The organism is Bradyrhizobium sp. LTSP857 (assembly GCF_000938285.1).
Classification (GTDB): Bacteria; Pseudomonadota; Alphaproteobacteria; order Rhizobiales; family Xanthobacteraceae; genus Bradyrhizobium.
Genome location: NZ_JYMS01000007.1, coordinates 225,111 through 246,889, shown reverse-complemented (window position 1 = coordinate 246,889; position 21,779 = coordinate 225,111). Strand labels below are relative to the sequence as shown.

At 62.3% G+C, this 21,779-nt stretch carries 21 protein-coding genes; 13 read left to right on the top strand and 8 right to left on the bottom strand.

Features of this window, described 5'->3' with window-relative positions; genetic code table 11:
• Positions 1–6: 6 nt before the first annotated feature.
• Positions 7–750: a tyrosine-protein phosphatase gene (locus tag UP06_RS02670; protein WP_045000225.1), complete on the bottom strand. Its 744-nt coding sequence runs from the start codon at positions 748–750 to the stop codon at positions 7–9.
• A 66-nt stretch (positions 751–816) separates the two neighbouring features.
• On the opposite strand from UP06_RS02670, the gene UP06_RS02665 reads away from it, so the two are divergent.
• Positions 817–1,128: an MliC family protein gene (locus UP06_RS02665; RefSeq protein ID WP_045000224.1), complete on the top strand. Its 312-nt coding sequence runs from the start codon at positions 817–819 to the stop codon at positions 1,126–1,128.
• Between the two features lie 114 nt (positions 1,129–1,242).
• Here the strand turns inward: UP06_RS02665 and UP06_RS02660 are convergent, their stop codons facing one another.
• Positions 1,243–1,458, bottom strand: coding sequence for a DUF2735 domain-containing protein (locus UP06_RS02660; RefSeq protein WP_045000222.1), 216 nt, complete (start codon positions 1,456–1,458; stop codon positions 1,243–1,245).
• Between the two features lie 534 nt (positions 1,459–1,992).
• Between UP06_RS02660 and UP06_RS02655 the strand changes: the two genes are divergently transcribed.
• From UP06_RS02655 to UP06_RS02640, 4 genes are all read left to right on the top strand, one after another.
• Entirely contained in the window at positions 1,993–3,027 is a 1,035-nt protein-coding gene (locus UP06_RS02655) for a glutamine synthetase beta-grasp domain-containing protein (RefSeq protein ID WP_045000220.1), read from the top strand.
• 195 nt (positions 3,028–3,222) lie between these two features.
• Complete coding sequence (locus UP06_RS02650; RefSeq protein ID WP_045000218.1) at positions 3,223–3,924, top strand: GrlR family regulatory protein; 702 nt, start codon at positions 3,223–3,225, stop codon at positions 3,922–3,924.
• An 18-nt stretch (positions 3,925–3,942) separates the two neighbouring features.
• A complete protein-coding gene (locus UP06_RS02645) occupies positions 3,943–4,626 on the top strand; it encodes a substrate-binding domain-containing protein (RefSeq protein ID WP_045000216.1) in 684 nt (227 codons plus the stop codon).
• Between the two features lie 32 nt (positions 4,627–4,658).
• Positions 4,659–5,480 (top strand): tetratricopeptide repeat protein, encoded by an 822-nt coding sequence (locus UP06_RS02640; protein ID WP_045000214.1) that lies wholly within the window; start codon positions 4,659–4,661, stop codon positions 5,478–5,480.
• A gap of 1 nt (position 5,481) precedes the next feature.
• Here UP06_RS02640 and UP06_RS02635 read toward each other — a convergent pair whose 3' ends face one another.
• Positions 5,482–5,940 (bottom strand): hypothetical protein, encoded by a 459-nt coding sequence (locus tag UP06_RS02635; protein ID WP_045000212.1) that lies wholly within the window; start codon positions 5,938–5,940, stop codon positions 5,482–5,484.
• A gap of 281 nt (positions 5,941–6,221) precedes the next feature.
• Here UP06_RS02635 and UP06_RS02630 point away from each other — a divergent pair, with 281 nt between their 5' ends.
• Both UP06_RS02630 and UP06_RS02625 read left to right on the top strand, forming a co-directional pair.
• Positions 6,222–6,926 carry a hypothetical protein gene (locus tag UP06_RS02630; protein ID WP_045000210.1) on the top strand — a complete coding sequence of 235 codons (705 nt, stop codon included), beginning with the start codon at positions 6,222–6,224 and terminating at the stop codon, positions 6,924–6,926.
• Between the two features lie 114 nt (positions 6,927–7,040).
• On the top strand, positions 7,041–7,478 hold the full coding sequence (locus UP06_RS02625) for a hypothetical protein (RefSeq protein WP_156162725.1): 438 nt from the start codon (positions 7,041–7,043) through the stop codon (positions 7,476–7,478).
• A 164-nt stretch (positions 7,479–7,642) separates the two neighbouring features.
• On the opposite strand, the gene UP06_RS02620 is transcribed toward UP06_RS02625, so the two are convergent.
• The gene (locus UP06_RS02620; protein ID WP_045000208.1) at positions 7,643–8,485 is read right to left on the bottom strand and encodes a Crp/Fnr family transcriptional regulator; all 843 of its coding nucleotides are present in this window, start codon (positions 8,483–8,485) and stop codon (positions 7,643–7,645) included.
• Positions 8,486–8,761: 276 nt separating this feature from the next.
• On the opposite strand from UP06_RS02620, the gene UP06_RS02615 reads away from it, so the two are divergent.
• The 3 genes from UP06_RS02615 (at position 8,762) to UP06_RS02605 (ending at position 12,042) form a co-directional block, all read left to right on the top strand.
• Entirely contained in the window at positions 8,762–9,319 is a 558-nt protein-coding gene (locus tag UP06_RS02615; RefSeq protein WP_045000206.1) for a dihydrofolate reductase family protein, read from the top strand.
• 347 nt (positions 9,320–9,666) lie between these two features.
• Positions 9,667–10,230, top strand: coding sequence for a hypothetical protein (locus UP06_RS02610; protein ID WP_045000204.1), 564 nt, complete (start codon positions 9,667–9,669; stop codon positions 10,228–10,230).
• Positions 10,231–10,662: 432 nt separating this feature from the next.
• A complete protein-coding gene (locus UP06_RS02605; protein WP_245305387.1) occupies positions 10,663–12,042 on the top strand; it encodes a DUF1254 domain-containing protein in 1,380 nt (459 codons plus the stop codon).
• 187 nt (positions 12,043–12,229) lie between these two features.
• On the opposite strand, the gene UP06_RS02600 is transcribed toward UP06_RS02605, so the two are convergent.
• From UP06_RS02600 to UP06_RS02590, 3 genes are read right to left on the bottom strand one after another with little or no spacing between them, the layout of a single operon-like run.
• Complete coding sequence (locus UP06_RS02600) at positions 12,230–12,847, bottom strand: hypothetical protein (RefSeq protein ID WP_045000200.1); 618 nt, start codon at positions 12,845–12,847, stop codon at positions 12,230–12,232.
• A gap of 23 nt (positions 12,848–12,870) precedes the next feature.
• Positions 12,871–13,395, bottom strand: a complete 525-nt coding sequence (locus UP06_RS02595; RefSeq protein ID WP_045000198.1) for a (2Fe-2S)-binding protein — start codon at positions 13,393–13,395, stop codon at positions 12,871–12,873.
• A complete protein-coding gene (locus UP06_RS02590) occupies positions 13,392–16,163 on the bottom strand; it encodes a xanthine dehydrogenase family protein molybdopterin-binding subunit (protein ID WP_045000196.1) in 2,772 nt (923 codons plus the stop codon). The genes UP06_RS02595 and UP06_RS02590 overlap by 4 nt, the downstream gene beginning before the upstream one ends.
• A gap of 233 nt (positions 16,164–16,396) precedes the next feature.
• On the opposite strand from UP06_RS02590, the gene UP06_RS02585 reads away from it, so the two are divergent.
• The 3 genes from UP06_RS02585 to UP06_RS02575 all read left to right on the top strand — a co-directional run bounded on the left by UP06_RS02585 (position 16,397) and on the right by UP06_RS02575 (position 20,649).
• Positions 16,397–17,998, top strand: a complete 1,602-nt coding sequence (locus UP06_RS02585; RefSeq protein WP_045000194.1) for a multicopper oxidase family protein — start codon at positions 16,397–16,399, stop codon at positions 17,996–17,998.
• Positions 17,999–18,120: 122 nt separating this feature from the next.
• Complete coding sequence (locus tag UP06_RS02580; RefSeq protein ID WP_045000193.1) at positions 18,121–19,743, top strand: ABC-F family ATP-binding cassette domain-containing protein; 1,623 nt, start codon at positions 18,121–18,123, stop codon at positions 19,741–19,743.
• A 51-nt stretch (positions 19,744–19,794) separates the two neighbouring features.
• On the top strand, positions 19,795–20,649 hold the full coding sequence (locus UP06_RS02575; protein ID WP_349509922.1) for a class I SAM-dependent methyltransferase: 855 nt from the start codon (positions 19,795–19,797) through the stop codon (positions 20,647–20,649).
• 16 nt (positions 20,650–20,665) lie between these two features.
• On the opposite strand, the gene UP06_RS02570 is transcribed toward UP06_RS02575, so the two are convergent.
• Positions 20,666–21,649, bottom strand: a complete 984-nt coding sequence (locus UP06_RS02570; protein ID WP_045001095.1) for a glycerophosphodiester phosphodiesterase family protein — start codon at positions 21,647–21,649, stop codon at positions 20,666–20,668.
• Positions 21,650–21,779 lie beyond the last annotated feature (130 nt).

Sequence of the window (21,779 nt, the reverse complement as noted above, 5' to 3'; positions counted from 1 at the left end):
CGCCGCCTACGATTGCAGATAGCGCGCCTTCAGCGCGGTCCGTTCTGCTGTGCCGAGCTTGAGGCCGTCGCGCAAGTAGGTTTCGAGGTCGCCATATTCGCTGCCGACGGCCTCGAAAGCCGCCGCGAGGTAAGAGGCCTCGACGGAACCGATCGCGTTGAGAGCGTCGGCGGGCAAATCCGCGGCGCTCGACACGTCGCGCTTGTAGTACGTGTTGGTCAGCAGGTAGTCCTCGGCAATGACGTCGTCGGGCACGCCGAGCGCATGCAGGATCAGCGCGCTGGCAAAGCCAGTGCGGTCCTTGCCGGCGGTGCAGTGGATCACGAGCGGCGCACTGTCCTCCAGGAGATGGCCGAACAGGTTGCGAAAACTATGCGTGTTGTGGCGGACATAGTTGCGATAGGACTCGCGCATGATGTCCAGCGCGACCGGAGCGGTCAGCGTGCCCCTGGCGAGTTCGGCGCGCAGTGAAGCCACCACCGTCGGCTCGATCGGCAGCGAGTGCACGGTGATCTCGTTGACCACACAGACGCCGGCCGCACGCTCCTCGACGCCGCGGAAATCGAACGCGCTTCGGACCCCAAGCGTGCGGACGATCTCGATGTCGGCGGCCGTGAGCTGGCCGAGATGGTTGGAGCGGAAGATTTGCCGCCAGCGCGTGGTGCGGCCGTCGGCAGTCGGATAGCCGCCGAGATCGCGAAAGTTGCTGGCGCCTTGCAGGCTGAGGTGACGGGCGAGGGAGTCTGACATGAGATCAGCCTAAGTTATTGCGATCAGCTTTTGCTATGTTGCTTGCGGGCTATTACGGGGGCGATCATGGACCGGCACAAGGCCATTGTTTTGGCTATCACCATGCTGGCGGGCGGAATTTGCCGCACGCAGCAGGCCGATGCGCAGACCTTTCAGACCTATCGCTGTGTCGATGGTACGCAGTTCATCGTTGGGTTTTATGACGACGACAAGCGCGCCTTCCTCCAGATCGACGGCGAGCCGGTAACGCTTGCTAAAAGGCTGACGGTTTCGGGAGCGCGTTATTCGGGGGCGGGAATCACGCTGTTGATTGGCAAGACCGGGGCGACCACGGTCAGGCATCTGAAGCGGCCGGTGACGGCCTGCGCGGTGATCTGAACGGCGTTGTCGCTGCAAGAATCAAAAAGGGCCGAAACTTCGTTGTTTCGACCCTTTTTCAAACTTCCGCCGGGCGCTTGTGAGGGCGCGGCGGTACTGAACCGAACGCAGGCATTAGCGATCCCATTTCGGCTTGGCTTCATCGACGGCCTCCTGATGGTACCAGCTGCCGCTGCAGATCGTCTCGTTCACGGGAAGCGAGAGATGATTGGCGGGAAGGCCGGTCTCACCGTAGCGGCGCCCCCCGAGAGCCGCGCGGCCCCCGACAGGGAATTGGTAGATCTGGGCTGAGGCTGAGCCAGAACCTTGGCTCAAACTATTGTTCATCATTTCTGTCTCTCCTGACGCCGAAGCGCTTACCTCCATGGTGCGCCCGACTCGTTTTCTTGTGGTTACCGGACTCTCCATATCGGCCGTGCATCTCGAAATGCAAAGTGCTGAAAAGGAAATCATTGTTGGCCTAATTTGTGGGCAATAGCGGTTCTGCACCCTCCAAGGCACCGGTGGGGTGGCTAACGCTTGAGCCGTTCCGAAGGTTGCTGGAACAAGGCAGCCGACTTCGCAAAAATTACGAGCGATTGGCGCTGGTTTAGTCGCAGGTCGGGATTCAACCGCAGGTGCTTCAGAATCGTGCGTTTTCAGCGGGTTTTTTGCGGTGCGGGGTAACGCAAAGGTGCGCTGCTTTGACGCACGCGCCTGTGGATCGTCACTGATGAAATCGCCCCGCCCGGGAACGGGGATAACCTACCGCAGTGCGGCCTTTTGGCACGTTAAATGCTTGTAAACGGACGGCCGATGTTGGCCGGGAAACAACGTGCGGGGGCCTTCGGCCCCCACCTTTCGCATCATCTACAGAGAGGCTCAATGACCAAGTATAAGCTCGAGTACATCTGGCTCGACGGATATACGCCGACTCCGAACTTGCGCGGCAAAACTCAGATCAAGGAATTCGCGTCGTTCCCGACGCTCGAGCAGCTCCCGCTCTGGGGCTTCGATGGCTCCTCCACCCAGCAGGCCGAAGGCCACAGCTCCGATTGCGTGCTGAAGCCGGTCGCCGTCTATCCCGACGCCGCGCGTGAGAACGGCGCGCTCGTGATGTGCGAAGTCATGATGCCCGATGGCAAGACCCCGCACTCGACCAACAAGCGCGCCACCATCCTCGACGATTCCGGCGCTTGGTTCGGCTTCGAGCAGGAATACTTCTTCTACAAGGACGGCCGTCCGCTCGGCTTCCCGGCTTCGGGTTATCCGGCGCCGCAGGGTCCATACTACACCGGCGTCGGCTACTCGAACGTCGGCGACGTCGCCCGCAAGATCGTGGAAGAGCATCTCAACCTCTGCCTCGCGGCCGGCATCAACCACGAAGGCATCAACGCGGAAGTTGCGAAGGGCCAGTGGGAATTCCAGATCTTCGGCAAAGGCTCCAAGAGGGCCGCTGACGAGATGTGGATGGCTCGCTATTTGATGCTGCGCCTCACCGAGAGCTACGGCATCGACATCGAGTTCCACTGCAAGCCGCTCGGCGACACCGACTGGAACGGCTCCGGCATGCACGCCAACTTCTCGACCGAGTATATGCGTACGGTCGGCGGCAAGGAGTACTTCGAGGCGCTGATGGCGGCCTTCGACAAGAACATCATGGACCACATCGCCGTCTACGGCCCGGACAACGACAAGCGTCTGACCGGCAAGCACGAGACCGCGCCCTGGAACAAGTTCAGCTACGGCATTGCCGACCGTGGAGCCTCGATCCGCGTTCCGCACTCCTTCGCCAACAACGGCTACAAGGGCTATCTGGAAGACCGCCGTCCGAACTCGCAGGGCGACCCATACCAGATCGCTTCGCAGATTCTGAAGACGATCTCGTCCGTGCCGACCGAAAAGAAGGCGGTCGCCTAAGATTCTCCCGGCCCGGGCTGGGGGCTGGCCCGGGTTGGCTTTCAATCCGCCGGAGCTGCAAGGCTCCGGCGGATTTTTGCATTCTGATGACGGCGCTTGTTGTGGGTCTGCCGGCCATGCCGGCATCAAGCCTGTCCATCGCGGCCCAAACCGGGATAGAGTGTCCTCGGATGCGCGCAGGGCCGGGGACGGCTGGTGTTTGAAGGCTTCTACAAGGTACGATTTCAGCTCGGCGACAGTGTCGGCCGGAGCGTGATGCATGCTGGCCGCGGCAAGATGCTCGGCGGCAATTCGGCCTTTGCCCATATCGGCAGCTACGAGAAGACCGCCGACGGCGTCGACATCGTCATCAAGACCGTCCGCCACAACCCCGATCCGAACTATCGCGCCATGGCCGGCACCGATGATGCGACGCTGATCGCAAAGGGTTTTGCCGACGGCGATCTCTATCGCTTCAAGGGCGAGCTGAAGGAGCTGCCCGGCGTGCCCTTCCAGTCGCTGATGACGCCGATCACGGAAGACGAGGTGCCGATCGCCGGTGGTGTCGGCGAGGCCGGCATCGCCGATGGCCTCTACTCGATTCATCTCCGCATGCTGGATGGCCTCGACGGCGGCCTCACCGGCGTGATGCTGCTGAACCGGGGGCACATCCTCGGCGGCGATGCCTCGTTCTATTATCTCGGCAGCTACACCGCTGCGAACGGCCGCTGGAAGGGCCAGATCCTCAATCAGGAGCACACGCCAGCCAAGGACGATCCAATCTTCGGCGGCCACGAGGTCGGCATCGGCTTCTCCGGCACGTATGACGCGGAGCAGGCCGTGCTCGAGGCCACCGCGCTTGCCGGCAAGCGCAGCCTGCGCCTGACCGCCGCGCTCAAGCTGATGCACCGCGCCTGATCGTTACGGGAACTGCACATGGAAAAAATTCGCATGCTCTCGACGCTCGGCCTGATGGGCGCGATGCGTAGCCTGTCCTCCGCCTACGAGGCCGCAGCCGGCGTCCGCATCGACGCCGACTTCGCGCCAACCCAGGCCTTGCTGAAGCGGCTGCGCGAGGGCGAGGCCCCAGATCTCGTGATCCTCACGCGCGAGGGGCTCGACGAGATGATCGGCGAAGGTCGTGTGATCGCGGAGAGCGCGGCCGACCTGGCGCGCTCCTATGTCGGCATCGCAGTCAAGGCAGGGCATGCGCATCCCGACATCGCGACCGAGGCCGCGCTGCGCAAGACGGTGCTGGCGGCACGATCCGTCGCCTATTCACGGCTCGGTGCGAGTGGGATCTACTTTGCGCAGCTGATCGAGCGGATGGGGATCGCGGCCGAGATCAACGCCAGGGCCACCATCGTGCAACAGGGCTTTACCGCCGAGCGGCTCGTCAGCGGCGAGGCCGATCTCGCCGTGCAGCAGATCAGCGAGCTGAAGCAGGTCGACGGCATCGAAGTGGTTGGCCCGATCCCGCACGATTTGCAGACACCGGCCGTGTTTTCCGCCGGCCGAATGGCGAACGCAACGCATGCTTCGGCGGCCGATCGGCTGCTGCGCTATTTGGCATCGCCCGAAGTCGCGCCTGTGCTGCGCGAGTCCGGACTCGAGCCTTGAATTTGCCGGGACGCGGACGCAACTTGAAGCCCATGCGGATCTATCTCTGTGCCATCCTTGTCGCGCTTGCAGTGCCTGTCGCAGCGCATGCGCAATCGGCCGACCTCGTCCTGTGCGATCGTGTCGCCGCCGATCCGAGCGACCCGGACAAGCCGGCCGATGTGAAAGGCGTGTCGGAAGTCGCAGCCTCCGATGTCGCGACGGCCATCAAGTTCTGCAAGCAGGCTGCGCCATCCTCGCGCCGTGCGATGTTCGCGCTTGGACGTGCCTATGCGGCCAACCGCCAGACGGCGGACGCGATCGCCGCCTGGCGCAAAGCGGCCGACAAGGGATCGAGCGCGGCGATGGTCGAGCTCGGCGTGCTCTACGGCACCGGCTCCGGCGTTGCCAAGGACGAAGCGCAGGCGCGAAAACTGTTCGAGAAGGCGGCGCAGGCGGGTAATCCCCGCGGTGTCTCCAACCTCGCAGCGCTCGGCAGCGCAGGCGGTGCCGCGCCGGCGGACCCTGCGCAGGCGCGCGCGCTGCTGGGTCGGGCGGCGGAGACCAACGCGGAGGCGCAGTACCAGCTCGGCCTGATGCTCGCCAATGGCAATGGCGGCGAGAAGGATGACGTCGCGGCACGCGCGATGTTCGAGAAGGCGGCGGCGCAAAACCATCCCGGCGCGCTGGAGCGGATGGGTGCCTTCGCGCAGGAAGGCCGTGGCGGCCCGAAGGACAAGGACGCCGCCAAGGCCTATTACGAGCGCGCGGCCGCCCTCGGCGACGAGGATGCCAAGAAGGCGCTGGAACGGCTGCGCTGCCCTTACGCGATCAAGGACAAACAGGGCAAGCTCGTCACCACGCTGTGCTTCTAGCTCACTTCATGTAGTAGGCGAGATTGTTGCGGGCGTCGCGATAGGTCGTGTCGAGGAAATCAGGATATTGCGCGGCCGCCTGCGCCACCGCGCGCACGATGCAGTCCCAGAAATCGCCATCCCAATTGAAATGCGCTTCCGCCGCGCCCTCGAATTTAACGGCGGTGATGATCGCCTGCCTGATCGCGTCGTCACTGGCGTGCGGATGCGCGCGCTTCAGGTAGTCGAACATCGGCCCTTCATGCGCATGGTCGCGCTCGTAGCGGTATTTCGCGCTGAACTGCTCCGGCGTGAGGGTGCGATTGACGCGGACCTCTTCGGCGGTCGGACGCCCCTCGATGGAGTCCAGCCGGTAGCGCCAGCGCCAGAGCTCGAATGCGGCATCGAGCAGCGGCTGCTTCGCCGCGCTGGCGACGATCGATGCGATCTGCTTCTCGGCTGACGGCTCTGTTTGGTTCATGCCGTTCTGTCGCGCGCTCGCGCCGTCAGGTTCGAGCGCCGGTCCGGACCGCCCAAAACAAAAAGGTCGAAAACAACCCCATGCACAGTAGCCAAGTCGTTGAAATCGCTTATTTCGTATTTTACGAAGTATGGTTTGACCCGTCGGGCAAAACAGGGGCATGATGGCATCATGCAAGGATAGGCTCCGCGCGTGGTCCCTGCGCGGAAAAGCCGGATGGTCTTGGTCGGGCGGCGGTGCTAGGTAGCCTGCATTCCTTCTCATTTTGCGGGTCGATTGCGTTGCTGGACGGACTCTACAAGGTTGAATACGGCATCCACGATGGCTTCGGCCGCAGCATCATGTGCCTGCATGACGGCAAGATGCTCGGCGGCAATTCGGCCTTCGCGCATCTGGGAACCTATTTTGAGCGCGACGGCGAGATCATCGCCGAGGTCATCACCGAACGGCATAACGACGATCCCCACCACAAGCCGCTGATGGGGGCCGATGTCGCCTCGATCAGTGCACGCGGCCGGTTGATCGGCAGCCAGATCCGCCTCGAGGGCAGCGCGGACACCATGCCGGGCGGCAACTTCTGGGCCATCCTCACGCGGCTCGACGACGGGGCGCTGCCGCCACGCGGCACGATCGGGGAGGGCGGTATTGCCAACGGGCTCTATGGAATGAGTCTGCGCGCGCTCGACGGTGTCGATGCCGGCCTCTCCGGCGTGATGCTGCTGATCGACGGCCGCATCCTCGGCGGCGATGCGTTCTTCTATTATCTCGGCTCCTATTCCTCGACGGACGGCCGCTGGAAGGGCGAGATGCTCAACCAGGAGCACACGCCGGCGAAGGGCGACAATCCCGTGTTCGGCGGCTACGAGGTCGGAATCGGCTTCTCGGGCATCTGCACGTCGGATAGCGGCGAGCTTGAAGGCATTGCGCTTGCCGGCAAGCGCAGCCTGCGGCTCGCGGCGTCGCTCAAGCTGATGCGAAGGGCGTAGGGCGTCTACTCAAAATTCTGGGTGTTCGCTTGCGAAGGTAGAGCAGGCCTGACTTGCGGCGATGTCGGCAAGTGACTCATTGCAGACCTTAAGAAGACTTGGCATCGTGGTGCGATGATTAGCGATCAGCGTACAAATATGCGCACATGGAAGATGACAAGGCTTTGCGCGCTTTGTTTGATCGTTGGTTGTCTTGTATTCGACCGGGCAGAGGCCTGCGCGGTGGCTAGTTCGCAACGTGGCGTGCTCTTTGACCATATTCCCGAAGGAATCGACGCGCCAGTAATCGTCGAGGTGACGATCGTCAGCAGAGAAGCCGACATTAGCTCTCCGGACCATGCTCCATTGGCAATGATGAGTGCTCGGGTCGAAAGAGTCGTGAGGGGAACACTCGATAGCGACGCGTTAAAAGTCGTTACCTACCTTAGCACTTGTACCAGAATTGGCGTAGGTCATGGTTTCGCGGCCGGCACGCTCGAGCATGATGCTCAGCTTGGGCCCAAGCTGATTGCGATACAGCGATCCCATGAGATTCTGACGCAAAGACGATGAATTCGGTCCATCTGATCGAAGTCTGCTTAGTGAGGCAGAGCGGGCCGCAATTTGCCCACGTTGAGTTCTTCTCAGTTTGACCCCGAGCGGACGTCGTTGCCTCGCGAGACCTGCACCGCGTCGGGACAGTTCTCACCAATAGTGGAGCAATCAAGAGCCAAGTTTCAAGCCGTGCCATCCGCGGCTGGGGTCTGTCGCGCCGCTTTCTCTTGCGCGAGAGTTGCTTCTAGCCGCGAGATGTTTTCCTGGAGGCGCTGGTTGTTTTCCAGCAGACGCTGACTGGTGAGGAGGAGGATGTGGTAGCCGAATTGCTGATTACTTTGAAAGTAGATTTCAAGCAACCTTTCATAAGTTATAGTCAGGACTTGTCCGTCTTCTATGCACTCGACCGTGCCGGTTCGTCGGTTATCGGGCGCAAGGAAGCCAAGTTCTCCCATGAGACGCCCTGGCGGAAGCTCGACGCCGATTTCTTTGACGAGAAACTTCCCGGTGACGGTGAGAAACATTTCGGCCGCCGCATCACCCTTCCTAAATAATCGGTCGCCATGGCGATATCTGCGTTCGGTCATGAACGGTTTGAGCCATTCCATCGACACGTCACCTTGCATCGCGTTACGTGCCTTCTTAACGAGCCTGAGCAGTTGACGGAGACGAACGGCATTGACCGGCAGCAACAGCAGATAAAGCAGAAAGGTGGCGACGCTTCCGGAAAGCGCGCCAGAGGTTGCGAAGAATGCACAGCCGACCATATTCGCGACCCGCAGCGGCACCATTCTCTGCATCAGCAAGGTAGCGACAAAGAAGATTGCGCCGACCAAGGCAAACATGTTGGCGAGCGTGATGTTGGCCAGCACAATTTCCAGCAGCCGATCAAACAGTGCGTCGTAGGTGATGTTGTTGGGATCAAGCCCCATTTGAACGAGAATCTTTGCAATCCTGAGATTATCTGCCGCCGTATCAAGGATGCGATTTAGTATCGTGGAAAGATCTGCACTGATGGGCTCCATTGGATCATCTCTCACAAAAGCGGTCAGTATCCCCCGAATATATCCCGGACATTGATGATCGAGGGCGATATTGAAGGCGCTTTTTGTTGCGGCGCATGAGTCCGAAAGTGGCCCTTCGCGACAATTTTCGGCCGCGTTGTCATGTCGGCTCAGAGGGGGATACCGGGCATCACAGAGGTCGGGCTCAACCGACGCGAATGACGTATAGCCGAAGTTGAACATGAACCGCGAGCAATAGCCCTACATCTTTTTGAGCGGATGGCTTAGGCTGGTCGCATGGGACTATTGACCTTCAGCATAAACGTCACCCTGGACGGCTGCGTCGACCATGAGGAGGGAATTGCTGACGACGAGACCCACGCGTTCTTCACCCGCCTTATGGACGAGGGCGGGGCGATGCTGTGGGGCCGCATCACCTACGAGATGATGGAGAGCTACTGGCCGGCGGTCGCTCGCGGCGACGTGGAGGCGCCGCCGGCGATACGCGAGTGGGCGGTCAAGCTGGACGCCAAACCGAAGTACGTGGTGTCGTCGACGCGAACGGACTTCCCGTGGGCCAACAGCCACTCCATCGCCGGCGACCTGCGAACAGGCGTACAGAGGCTCAAGGACGCGACTCCGGCCGGCGTGCTCCTCGGTAGCGGCAAACTCGCAACCGAGCTGGACCGGCTGGATCTGATCGACCAATATCAGCTCCTCGTCCACCCCAGGATCGCCGGCCACGGCCCGACTCTGTACCAGGGTGGGCTGCCCAGTGCACGACGGCTCAAGCTGGTCTCGGCGAAGCCGCTCCGCAGCGGCGCGGTCGCTATGCACTATCGGCGCGAGCGCTGACCCCGAGCAGCCTCAACGCCCCGCGTCCGCTGCTGGCCCGAAGCGGACCATCGACGCTCAAACAGCCCCTTGAGAAGTTTCGCCGGTCTATTGACGCTTCGGAGAGATTTCACGCTTAACGTGTAGCACTACAGGAGCTGTTCCGGGAGGTCCTATTCATTTGCAGCCTGTAATGATCATTTTTGCAGCGCGATCGATCCATGCGTTCCAGCCAGAGCGACGTCGTTGCAGGGGTGTCGTCGCTTCGGCAGCGCTTGTTTCGGTACTTTGGTGTTTCATCCCCTCATTCGCGCAGGACGCGACCGCGCAGGGTATGCAGACCCTTGGCTCATTCAATTGGAAGAAAGATGCATCCACTGGGAACGAACTCGCGGCTTCCCCGAAGCGATTCATCCCTCAATTATTTTGATATCGGCGACCTCTCATACGATAGCCAGTCTTTGGTTGAGCAGGATCTACGTCGTCTCTCCGCCGCCGCAGGTCTAACAATCGACCACACTCCCGCAAAGAACTCTTCTGTCTCGATCGTTCATGATACGAAGGTCTTCGCGCGGTTAAAGTATGACAAGCCTGCTTTTAAGTCTCTGGGCTTTTCGGATTACGAGATAGAGACCTTGGAAAAGCAGGTGACGTCCGAGAGTCCCAAGTGTCTCACCATGACTGTCACGGATGGAAATAACGGCATTGTTACGACGGTAATTCTGCTGTCGGAAAGATTCAACAGTTGCCTTGTCAGTGGAATGCTTAGCTCATTCGGAATCGCTGCGTCAGACATTAGCGCCGAAACACTGATTGATGTTTGCGTTCTCTACGAAGGACGTCGGCGCGGTCTGCGGGATCGCCAAAGCCTTACTCGGGAAAATCCTAAACTCCGCAACCTTTGCATAACAAAGGCTGGAGATATCAGGTGATCGGCAAGGGCGACGACGAAGGGGGACGAAGGGGTTCGCAACCTCATGATGCTCTGAAGAGCGATGTCCGGTTGTGGCTCTTAGCCGAAGGTCGCTTGAAGACGTGTCATGTCGGCTCTCAAAGGCAAACCGGACGCCGATCCAGCTTGGCGTCTACTGCCGCTTATGACTCAATGCTGACACCGGAACCCTGCGCAATTTGCCACGTTGCGTATTTGGCATAGAAGGGAGAGCCTGCATCTGCAGGTAGTACAGCCCGTTCCGAACACAAGAAAGCGGTCGGTTCCCGCCGTTCGCATCACGGGCTCAATCGCGCGAACAGCAGAGTCGGATTGGGGGGAACTACCGCTCATAATCGCAATGTGAAAGCAAAAAAAGAGGAGAGCTACGATGTTTCTATCGGCTACTTCACGACGCCCTGCAGCGCGGTCATTGCTGTTGCTTCTGACATGGTGCGCATTCCCGACAGCTATGAAAGCTGCGGAAGTCGAGGACAAGTTGCTGACGACGCCGGCTTCACCCGAAGTCCTTGCCAAAGGACTCGAAGCGGACGGCTATCACCTCGGCGTATCCGTCTACGTTTGGGGCTATCCGCTCGTGCGGATGGAGCGTGTTGCGCGTGAATACACCGATGTCCCCTCGCCGAAGCCGGATACGAGCTATCGCGCCCCGCTCAACCAGGTTGGCTGGGCACAGGAGCTGGCGACTCCCGCCGCAAAGGACATGCCGACGGCGAATAATGATACCTACTATCTCAGCGCGGTCGTGACGCTCAACGAGCCGTACCTCATCACAGTCCCCGATACGAGCGACCGCTACTACGTCATCGACGTCTTCAACATGTGGCAGGAGCTTGAGCATTACATCGGTCGTCGCACTACAGGAACGAAGGCCGGGCGGTTTGCCGTCGTGCCGCCGGGCTGGAGCGGGCAACTTCCGCCTGATGTGAAGCGTCTCGACGTGACGACGAATAAAGTGTGGCTTTGGGGGCGCCTTGGCGCAGTAGGCGCTACGCCACAGCTTGTTCACGATCTCCAGGCGAAATTCAAGGTAGAGCCGTTGAGCGGAAAGCCGTCAACAGCAACGCTGAGTCCTCTGCCGTCTATCGCGAATGACGAACTTGGCTTCCTGACGCAGCTGGCCTTTGCACTCAAGTCGAACAAGGTGAAGACGGTTGATGAGGCTCTGTTCGGACAATTTGCCCGTATCGGTTTGACCAATGACGGTTTCGATCCATCGAAGGTCCGTCCGGAGACGCGAAAGGGCTTGCTGCGAGGACTCGCGGACGGTCCGGCAGTCTCGATCTCATCCTTTGCCAGCACCGCCACTCGCCGCAACGGCTGGGACTGGGTGACGGGGCTCGACAGCTTCGGCTTCAACTATCCGCTTCGGGCGATGGTCGCGGGACCCTATCTCGGCGGGAATGGCGAGAAGGAAGCGATGTACCCGATCCGCTACACCGATGCCGATGGGAACGTTTTGAATGGCTCGAACAAGTATATCGTGAAGTTCGACCGCGAGCCGCCGGTCGGAGCTTTCTGGTCGCTCACCATGTACAACGCCTCCGACAAGATGCTCGTCGCGAACCCGATCCATCGTTTCAAGGTCGGGACGGACACAAAGGGCATGATAAAAGGATCGGATGGTTCAATTACTATACCGATCCAGGCTGAGACCCCAACGGGCGAGGCGGCTGCCAACTGGCTACCGGCGCCGAAAGGTGACTTCTACGTCATGCTTCGTCTTTATCAGCCAAGCCAGGAAATTCTCAGCGGCGCGTATCAGCTTCCGCAGGTCCGCAAGGTGAATTAGCGTCCTAAAGGGCCGGGCGCCGGAGTGGTCCGCTGCGGATGACTGCTAAGGGGCGCGCGCCCGGCCTCTTTTTGAGCCGCACTTCATTTCCGCTGTTGGCCCTTAGCCGACTCTTTAAGGTGGGCTGACCATGTCTGCTCCCATGTGTAGAGCGGCTATTCATCCGAATCGAATTTGTGAGCACCCGCTAAGGAGCCGGACACGCCGCTCCGGTCTTCACCCAGGCCTCGACCAGTGCGCCGGCCTGCTCTTGCGTGCCCGGCACGGGCGAGCGGCCGAAGCCGGGCTTCCAGGCCCAGCCGACCAGGGTGTCCTTGCCGATATGGTCGATCAGGTCTTCCACCTTGCGTCCGCCATTGCGCGCGGGATCCCTGATCTGCTCGCAGATCTCGCCGACGGTCTTGCCCTCCCAGGCCATCTCGCGTGGCGCCAGATGCCAGTCGGGATGGCCGGGCATGCGGCCGGGCTCGAAATTGGCCTGCTGGTGGCAGCTGTTGCAGCGCATCGCCTCCAGGCCGTGGCCGTCGGCGCCGCGCGTGACCGGCGGCTGATGGAGGCGGGCATTGTCGCCCTGGTGCGGCCTGTCGCCGGCCGGATGGCAATTGGTGCAGCGCGGATGCGTCAGGACTCTTCCGAGCTCGGTGAAGATCGCCGCCGAGCGCTTCTCGGTGTCGCTGATCGCGGCAAAGCTCTCTGGCGAAGCCAGCGCGTGGCTCGCCGTCTCCGAGGCCGCGTAGGCCGCGCACAGGCTGCTCGCGAGCGCCGCGATCACGGCAATCGTCTTGAATCGTGCGTCGGAGATCATGGCTCGTGTGCCCCCAGGCACGCTCACTTGGTGGCGATGAGGTAGCGGTTTGAATCGGCGAGGATCACGTCACGCACCGCCTCGTGATATTTGATGTAACCGGTGCAGCGGCAGAGATGGCCATCGAGCGCATCCGCGATGGTCTGCTCCAGCGCCTCGCGCGCGACCGGCGCATGCGACAGTCGTTCCAGAAGCACCTGTCCCTCGTTGAGAAAGCCGGCGGTGCAGTAGCCGCACTGGAAGGCGAAGTGGTCGACGAAGGCTTTTTGCAGGGCCGAGAGTTCGCCGTCCTTGGCGTGCCCCTCGACGGTGCGGATCGACTTGCCGTCAAAATTCACGGCCGGGGCGACGCAGGTCGGGCTGGTGGTGCTGGTGCCATCAGGCGCGTCGACGATGATGGCGCAGCTCAGGCATTGCGCGGCGCCGCAGCCGAACTTGGTGCCGGTCATGCCGAGCATCTCGCGCAGAAAATCGTTCATCGAGAGGTCGTCGCGGACGTCCATCGGACCGTGCTTCTGGCCGTTGATGGTAAGGCTGAGGGTCGTCACGCGAGCACTCCCTTCAATAGGCTTGCGGTGACCGGCAGCGCGCGAAAGCGATGGCCGGTGGCGTCATGGATGGCGTTGATCAGCGCCGGCACGATCGGGATCATCACGACTTCGGCCATGCCCTTCGGTGCTTCGTCTGGTACTAGCGGCTTCAGCATCTCGATCTCGAGATCGCGGAGCGGCAGGTCGGAGCCGCGTGCGACCAGATAGCGCCCGAGATTCCATTCGCCGTTTCCGGGACCGCCCTCGAAGGGCGGCAGCGTCTCCAGCAGCGCATAGCCGACGCCCATGGCGAAACCGCCCTGGGATTGGCCCATCACCACCTCAGGCACCAGCGCGGTGCCACATTCGAACACGCTGTAGGCCTTGGCGATGCGCAAGCTCCCGGTCGCGCGCTCGATCTCGACGCGGACGACCGTGCCGCACATCGAGGTGTAGGCGGTGCCGATCCGGTTGTTGTCGGTCGGCGGAAACTTGACGCTGACACGGTTGATCCGTTCGAACTTGCCGTTGCCCCTGCGGATCGCCAGCGCGTCGATGTCGGCGCGGTATTGCTCGCCGAACAGCGGAAAGCGTGCCCGCGACCACGCCCAGCGGGAGAAGCTGTGCGCGACCGCACCGGTGACGAAGCCACGCGCATGGGCGGTTGCCGCAAGCACGGGGAGTGCCAGCGGCTCCAGGCCCGGCATCGTGAGCTGGCCGTTCTGCCAGCTTGCGATCGCCGATTGCTTGGCGCGGGGATCGGTCTTCGGGATGCGCCACAGCTCAAGCGCCGCGGGCCATAGGCCGAAGCGGAAAATGACGCGGGCGGCTTCCCCGGCGGAATGGGTGCCGACATGCGCGCCGATCGAGGAGCTCGTCGGCGAGCTGATCGCGGGCACCCAGCGCGGATTTTTCTCCGCGGCATCCTGGGTCTTCTGGTCCATGGTGGAGGGATCGCCGGACGTGACCAGTCCGAGTACGTCATAGCTGTCGACGCGGGCGACCGAGACCTCGTCGGCGATGGCGCCGAGATGGCTTGCGACCCGGTTGGCCAAGGCCGTGCCGATGCCGTTGCCCATCTCGACATGATCGCAATAGATTACGATCCTGCCGTCGGGGGCAAGCTCCACGCGTCCGAGCGAGCCGTCCGCGCCGGAGCCGTAGTCTTTCGTCACGCAGGCGACGCCGGTGCCGACCAGCCGATCCGACGATGTCTGCTTGAATTGTGCCCGCTGCTGCCAGATCGGATGCTGCTCGAGCTTGTCAAGGATTTCGGGCGTGCGCACCGAGACGATGTAGGGATTGCCCGTCATGGTCCGGCCGTTCTGGGGCAGCGCATTGCGCCGCCGGAATTCGATCGGATCGCGCTTGAGCTCGGACGCCGCCTCGTCGATCAGGACCTCCAGCGCCGTCATGGCTTGCAGGATGCCGTAGCCGCGCATCGAGCCCGCGCTCACACCGCGCGAGTGCACCGCGACGGTCCTGACGTCGACCTTTGGAATGTCGTAGATGCCGATCGCGCCCGTGCCCGCGACGACGGCGACGCTGGCCGAGAAATGGGCGAGCCCGCCGCCGTCGAGCACGTGATCGGCGGCGAACGCCTTGATCTTGCCGGTCGCGCGATCGATGCCGATGCGCGAGCGCATCTTGATCGCGTGGCGCTTGATGCCGGCCTGAAACTGCTGGTAGCGGTCATGTGCCAGCCGCACGGGCTTACCGGGAAAGCAGACCGCCGCAAGCGCAACATAGAGAATGAAAGGCGTGTGATCGCGTCCGCCAAAGCCGCCGCCGACATGGGCGAACTGCGCGTTGATGTGCGCCGGCTTGTAGGGCGCGCGGGCCTTGCCAAACAGATGCGCGATCGACTCCGCCGCCTCGTAGGGCGATTGTACGCCAAGCAGCAGTTCGAGGTTGCCGCCCTTGCCGTTGTACCAGCCGAGCCCGCATTCCGGCTCCAGGAACATCGGGTCGACCGATTGCGTCTCGAACTCGCGGTCGAGCACCAGCATGGAGGCGTCATCCGCTGCAAGCTCGGCGCGGATCTGCTCGCCATATTTCGCCGCCTTGGCGTAATCTGCCGGCATCTCCTTGGCGAGCGGCGACCACACCGGCAGCGCCGCGCTCTGTACTTTCTTCGGCGAGACCCAGCCGGCCTGGAGCGGCGAATAGACATCCGGCTTGTCAGGCGAGGGGCCTGCCACGCGGGTGAAGCGGAAGGCGCCGTAATCGGGAACGACGACTGGCCCGGTCTCCTCGCCGAATTGGACGAACGTGCCGTCGCGCAGCGCGAGACGCGCCTGGTCGAAGGCGTCGAACTTTTCGAAGATCAAAAGCGCGACCGGCTGGCCGAGATAGAGCGGCGTCTTGCCGATCGGACAGAACAGGTCGCCCGCATAGAATTCCGGCACCTGCGTCCCGATCCGGTCGAGATCGGCGGCAGTCACCACCACCGACGGCTTGAGCGCGCCGCCGAGGCGGGCGAGGTCCATGCCGGTGTAGACATGCGTGGCGTCATTGGCGCGGACCAGGATGGCGTGCGAGGTGGCTGACGGCCAACCCGGCAGATCGTTGGCGCGGAAGTCGGAGGCGTAAAGCTTTGCGCCGGTGACCTTGGCGACGCCGTCGACACGGCCGGCGCCCTTTGTTGCGGGATTGAAGTTACCGCGTCCCGGCAGCGTCTCGTGGGCCGCGAAGGAAACTCCCGCCGCCGAAGCCAGATGCGACAGGCTGACCGAGATGCCTCCCGCCGATAACCACTTCACGAACTCGCGTCGCGAAGGCCTCATGATCTGATCCTTGTACAGGGTTTCGACGACATCATGATGCTCGCGGCATCGATGCCCAGAGAGTACGCGCCAATGCTAGCTCGAATCCGTCATGATTCGTCATACGACGATAGAAAGGGTCGGGGCGTTTACAACCGGTGAATGTCGTGCGCTTCCCGGATGGAATCGTCGTTCGCGCTTGCTTTAGAATCGAATCGAACTGAAGACGGATCGGCAACGGGGGCGAAACTCAAATGCAGCACGATCCGAACGACGTCTCTCCAGTCACGGCGGATATGACAAAGCTCTCGCGGCGCCAATTGCTCGATTACGGTCTCAAGGTGGGCGCGTTGTCGCTGGTCGCAGGGGCCGCGAAGGCCCAGCACGCCATGCACGACCATGCGGGCGCATCGCACGCCGCGGACATGTCACCGACGATGGGGATGATTCCGGAAACCCCGGTCCCCGCGATGGATCAGCCGCTGCTCGAGCCCGAGGTGCGGCGGTCCGTCAACGGCGTGCTCAGCACGACCTTGCGCGTCGGCTATGCCTATCGCCAGATCGGCGGCGTCAGGCTCTGCGTCAGGTCCTATGAAGGTGGCAGCCCCGGACCGACCTTGCGCATGAAGCCCGGCGAAACCCTGCGCATCAAGATGATCAACGACCTGCCGCCGAACCGCGATGGATTGCCGGCCGACATCAGCCATCCGCACCAGTTCAACAACACCAATTTCCATTTCCACGGCGCGCATACCAGCCCGAGCGGGATTTCCGACAACGTCATGCGCTCGATGGCCCCGGGCCGCAGCTACAACATCGAAATCACCCTGCCGGCCGATCACACCAGGGGCACCTATTGGTATCACCCGCATCACCACGGCAGCGCCGATATCCAGATGTCCTCCGGCATGGTCGGCGCCGTCGTCATCGAGGGCGATTTCGCCGACGTTCCCGAGATCGCCACTGCCCGCGAGCGCCTCATGGTGCTGACCCAAGTGGTCTACGACGCCAACGGCATGGTCGAGAATTTCGAGACGCTGTTTCCGGAGACTGCGACGCGCTTCCTCGCGATCAACGGGCAGCGGCGGCCGGCGATCGAGATGCGGCCCGGCGAGGTTCAGCGCTGGCGTATCCTCAATGCCGCCTATCAGGACGACATGCTGCTCGATCTCGAGAAGCACGATCTGCAGGCGATCGCCTATGACGGTATCCAGCTCGGCGCCATGCAGTCGCTCAAGCAGGTCCTGATCGCGCCGGGCCAGCGCGCCGATATTCTGGTGAAAGCAGGCAGCCCCGGCACCTACGCCTTCAACGCGGCGCCTTACGATCAGGGCCACCCTTCGCCGGTGGGGCCGCTGGCGCGGGTCGTGGTGTCAGGCGCGCCGATGGACATGAAGCTGCCGCGCGCCCTGCCGCCGGCGCCGCTCGCGGCCATCAAGGACACGGAGATCACCAACCGCCGCAAGGTGGTGCTGTCGGCGACCGCGCCGGAAGCCGACGCCGCCGGCCATTGGCAGGAATTCGAGTTCTTCGTCGACGGCAAGAAGTTCGACCCCGGCCGCATCGACCAGCGGGTCAAGCTCGGGGCGGTCGAGGAGTGGACCATCGTCAACACCCATGAGCATGACGACCACGTCTTCCACATCCACACCAACCCGTTCCAGGTGGTCTCGGTCAACGGCAAGACGCTGGCCGTGCCGGAATGGCGGGATTCCGTGATCGTCGAGCGCAAGGGCGGCCAGGTCGTGTTCCGCTCACGCTTTATCGATTTCACCGGTGTCTACATGCTCCACTGCCACATGATGAACCATGAGGAGATGGGCATGATGCAGACCGTGGAGGTCTACAAGCCCTAAGCTTCTGGGGGAATTGCGGGAATTTGACGACCGGCCGGGGCTGATCCGGGTCTGGCCGGGCTTCCCTTGGCGGCCCGCATGGCCTATTACGCCGCAACGCAAAAATTCCCCCAGAAGACATCATGATCCGCCTCGACAACGTCAGCAAGCAAGCCGGCCACCAGATCCTGTTCATCGAAGCCTCCGCCGCCCTCAACAAGGGCGAGAAGATCGGCCTCGTCGGGCCGAATGGCGCAGGCAAGACCACCCTGTTCCGGATGATCGCCGGTGAGGAACTGCCCGACGAAGGGCAGGTCTCGACCGACCGCGGCATCACCATCGGCTATTTCAACCAGGATGTCGGCGAGATGTCCGGCCGCAGCGCCGTGGCTGAGGTCATGGACGGGGCAGGGCCGGTGAGTGTGGTCGCGGCCGAGCTGCACGAGCTTGAGACCGCGATGGCCGACCCCGATAAGGCCGATCAGATGGACGAGATCATCGCCCGCTATGGCGAGGTGCAGCACGCCTTTGAGGAGCTCGACGGCTATGCGCTGGACGGCCGGGCGCGCGAGGCGCTCTCAGGCCTCGGCTTCAGCCAGGAGATGATGGACGGCGACGTCGGAAAACTCTCCGGCGGCTGGAAGATGCGCGTGGCGCTGGCCCGCATTCTTCTGATGCGTCCCGACGTCATGCTGCTCGACGAACCGAGCAACCATCTCGATCTGGAAAGCCTGATCTGGCTCGAGAAGTTTTTGCACGATTACGAAGGCACGCTGTTGATGACCTCGCATGACCGCGAGTTCATCAACCGCGTGATCTCAAAGGTGGTCGAGATCGATTCCGGCTCGCTCACCACCTACGCCGGCAATTACGAGTTCTACGAGCAGCAGCGTGCGCTGAACGAGAAGCAGCAGCAGGCGCAGTTCGAGCGCCAGCAGGCTATGCTCGCCAAGGAGATCAAGTTCATCGAGCGCTTCAAGGCGCGCGCTTCGCATGCAGCTCAAGTGCAGAGCCGCGTGAAGAAGCTCGACAAGATCGAGCGGGTCGAGCCGCCGCGCCGTCGCCAGACCATTGCCTTCGACTTCCTGCCGGCGCCGCGTTCGGGCGAGGACGTCGTGGCCTTGAAGAATGTCCACAAGGGCTATGGCAGCAAGCGCATCTATGACGGGCTCGATTTCATGATCCGCCGCCGCGAGCGCTGGTGCGTGATGGGCGTCAACGGCGCCGGCAAGTCGACGCTGCTCAAGCTCATTGCCGGTGCGAGCGAGCCGGATCAGGGCACTGTGGCGGTCGGCGGCAGCGTCAAGATGGGCTATTTCGCCCAGCACGCGATGGACCTGCTCGACGGCGAGCAGACGGTGTTCGAGTCGCTCGAATATGCGTTTCCGACCGCGGGGCAGGGCTCCCTGCGCGCACTCGCAGGCTGCTTCGGCTTCTCCGGCGACGACGTCGAGAAGCGCTGCCGCGTGCTGTCGGGCGGCGAGAGGGCGCGGCTGGTGATGGCCAAGATGCTGTTCGATCCGCCAAACTTTCTGGTGCTGGACGAGCCGACCAACCATCTCGATCTCGCCACCAAGGAGATGCTGATCACGGCGCTGTCGGATTTCGAAGGCACCATGCTGTTCGTCTCGCATGACCGGCATTTTTTGGCGACGCTGTCGAACCGCGTGCTGGAGCTGACGCCGGATGGCATCCACCAGTTTGGCGGCGGCTACACCGAATACGTCGCCCGCACGGGGCAGGAAGCGCCGGGGTTGCGGTCGTAATCGGGATCGCCCTGATCGGTTGCCGACATTGCAAGTGACGGATCCATAACCGTGAACGGTCGCGACCGCGCAACCCTCGCGCAATCCTCGCGGGCGAAGATCGCCTCGGGCGAGGTTGCGGGACGGGGCATGATCACCAAACTGAGACCGGTTTCCACGGCACCTCTGCCGTGCAAGATCTGTGGCGCGGAGGCCGCGCTGTTCGGCGTGGTCGATTTCGCGAAACACTGCAATGAAAAGCGCAGCAGGCGGCTGCCGGTGTCGGGGACGCCGGTCTATTACCGCCGCTGCCAGCTCTGCGGGTTCCTGTTCACCGATGCATTTGACGATTGGAGCGAGACGAACTTCAAGGCCGACATTTATAACGACGGCTATATCGAGTTCGATCCCGACTACAGGGAGGCTCGACCCGCGAGCTGCGCAAAACTGGTGCAGGATTTATTCGGAGCGAGGAAGGCCGAGTTGCGCGTGCTCGACTATGGCGGCGGCGACGGCCTGCTGAGCGCAAATTTGCGCGGCTCAGGCTTCCTGGAAGCGCAGACCTTCGATCCCTTCGTGGCCGATTTCGCGCGGCCGCCGCAGGAAAAATTCGATCTCGTCACCTGCTTCGAAACGCTGGAGCACATGCCCGATCCGATGGCCGGTATCGCCGCCATCGCGTCAAGCACGGAGGAGGCCGGGCTCGTGCTGTTCTCCACGCTGGTGCAGCCGCCCGATTTCGAGATGCACGGCCTCAATTGGTGGTATGTCGGCCCGCGCAACGGCCATGTCTCGATCTTCAGCCGTGCAGCGCTTGTCCGCGCCTGGCAGCACCATGGTTATCAGACCGCGTCCTTCAACGACAATATGCACATGGCCTTCCGCACGCTGCCCGAATTCGCCCGGCATCTGCTGAAGCAGGCCTGACCGGCGTCCGACGGCGTTAGTCCTTTGTCTTGCCAGTGATTTCGGCGATCGTCTCGATCTCGTTGGTCCAGATGCCGCCGGAATAGCCTTGCGGCAGCCGGCCAAACAACTCCGGCGTATCGATGCCGGTCGAGAACTCACCTCCGTTGTAAGGACCGAGTACGAAAACGGCGCTGTTGGCGTCGTCCATGCGATTCAGGAATCGGTCAGGCCAACCCCATAGCCAGGGGGCAACATTGATCGGAACCAGCACCATCGCGTTCCGGCAGGCCGCCGGAACCAGGCCGCTCCAGCCATAGCCGATATAGCGGGTCAGGCAGCTGCGGATTGCGCCGCGCGAAATGGTGCGGACGTCCGGGATGAGGCGGCGGACCATTTCGATCGGCTCGTCACCACCATAGACCATGATCATCCGCCGTCGTTCGGCCGGCAGCGCGTTCAGCACGGCCGCGAGCTTCTCGCCCTCGTTCGCGTCGCGGCTCTTCACATTGATGAGAAGCCGCCGGTCGGGGAAGGCGGCAAACACATCGGAGAGCGTCGGCATCATTCCGATGCCCTTGCCGCGAAACGGGAAGGTCTTGCCGCCGTCGGCAGTGTAGCCATAGCCGATGTCGAGCATTTTCAGCTTCGCCATGGGCTGCTCGCGCGTGACGCCGTGACCGTCGGTGCGGCAGTCGAGCGTCCAGTCGTGGAATACGGCGAACTCGCCGTCGGTCGTCGGATGCACGTCGAGCTCGACCAAATTGGCGCCGGCCTCGAAGCTTGCTCGCATCGAACGTATGGTGTTCTCGAGGTAGTCGTGCGTCGCCGGCAACATGCGCGCGGCAGTGCAGGTATCGTTCTTCAACTCGCGCTCATCGAAGCGTTGCGCCTTGCCGCGATGGGCGAGCAACACCGGTTTGCCGTCGCGATGCGTCGCCAGCAGGTTTGTGTTGTTGATGTAGACGCCCGCCGCAGCGGCGATCATGGCCGCCGTCGCAAATCCGAGTTTCCTGCCCACCGATTCTTCCCCAATTCCGCGATCATCGTCGGTGGCGTTTGGGGTCGATTTGCGGCGATCCTCACGCATGGGCGCTGCATGGGCGTTGCACGGCTTGAACGACGCTGTGCCGCCCGCTACGCTCTCCCAA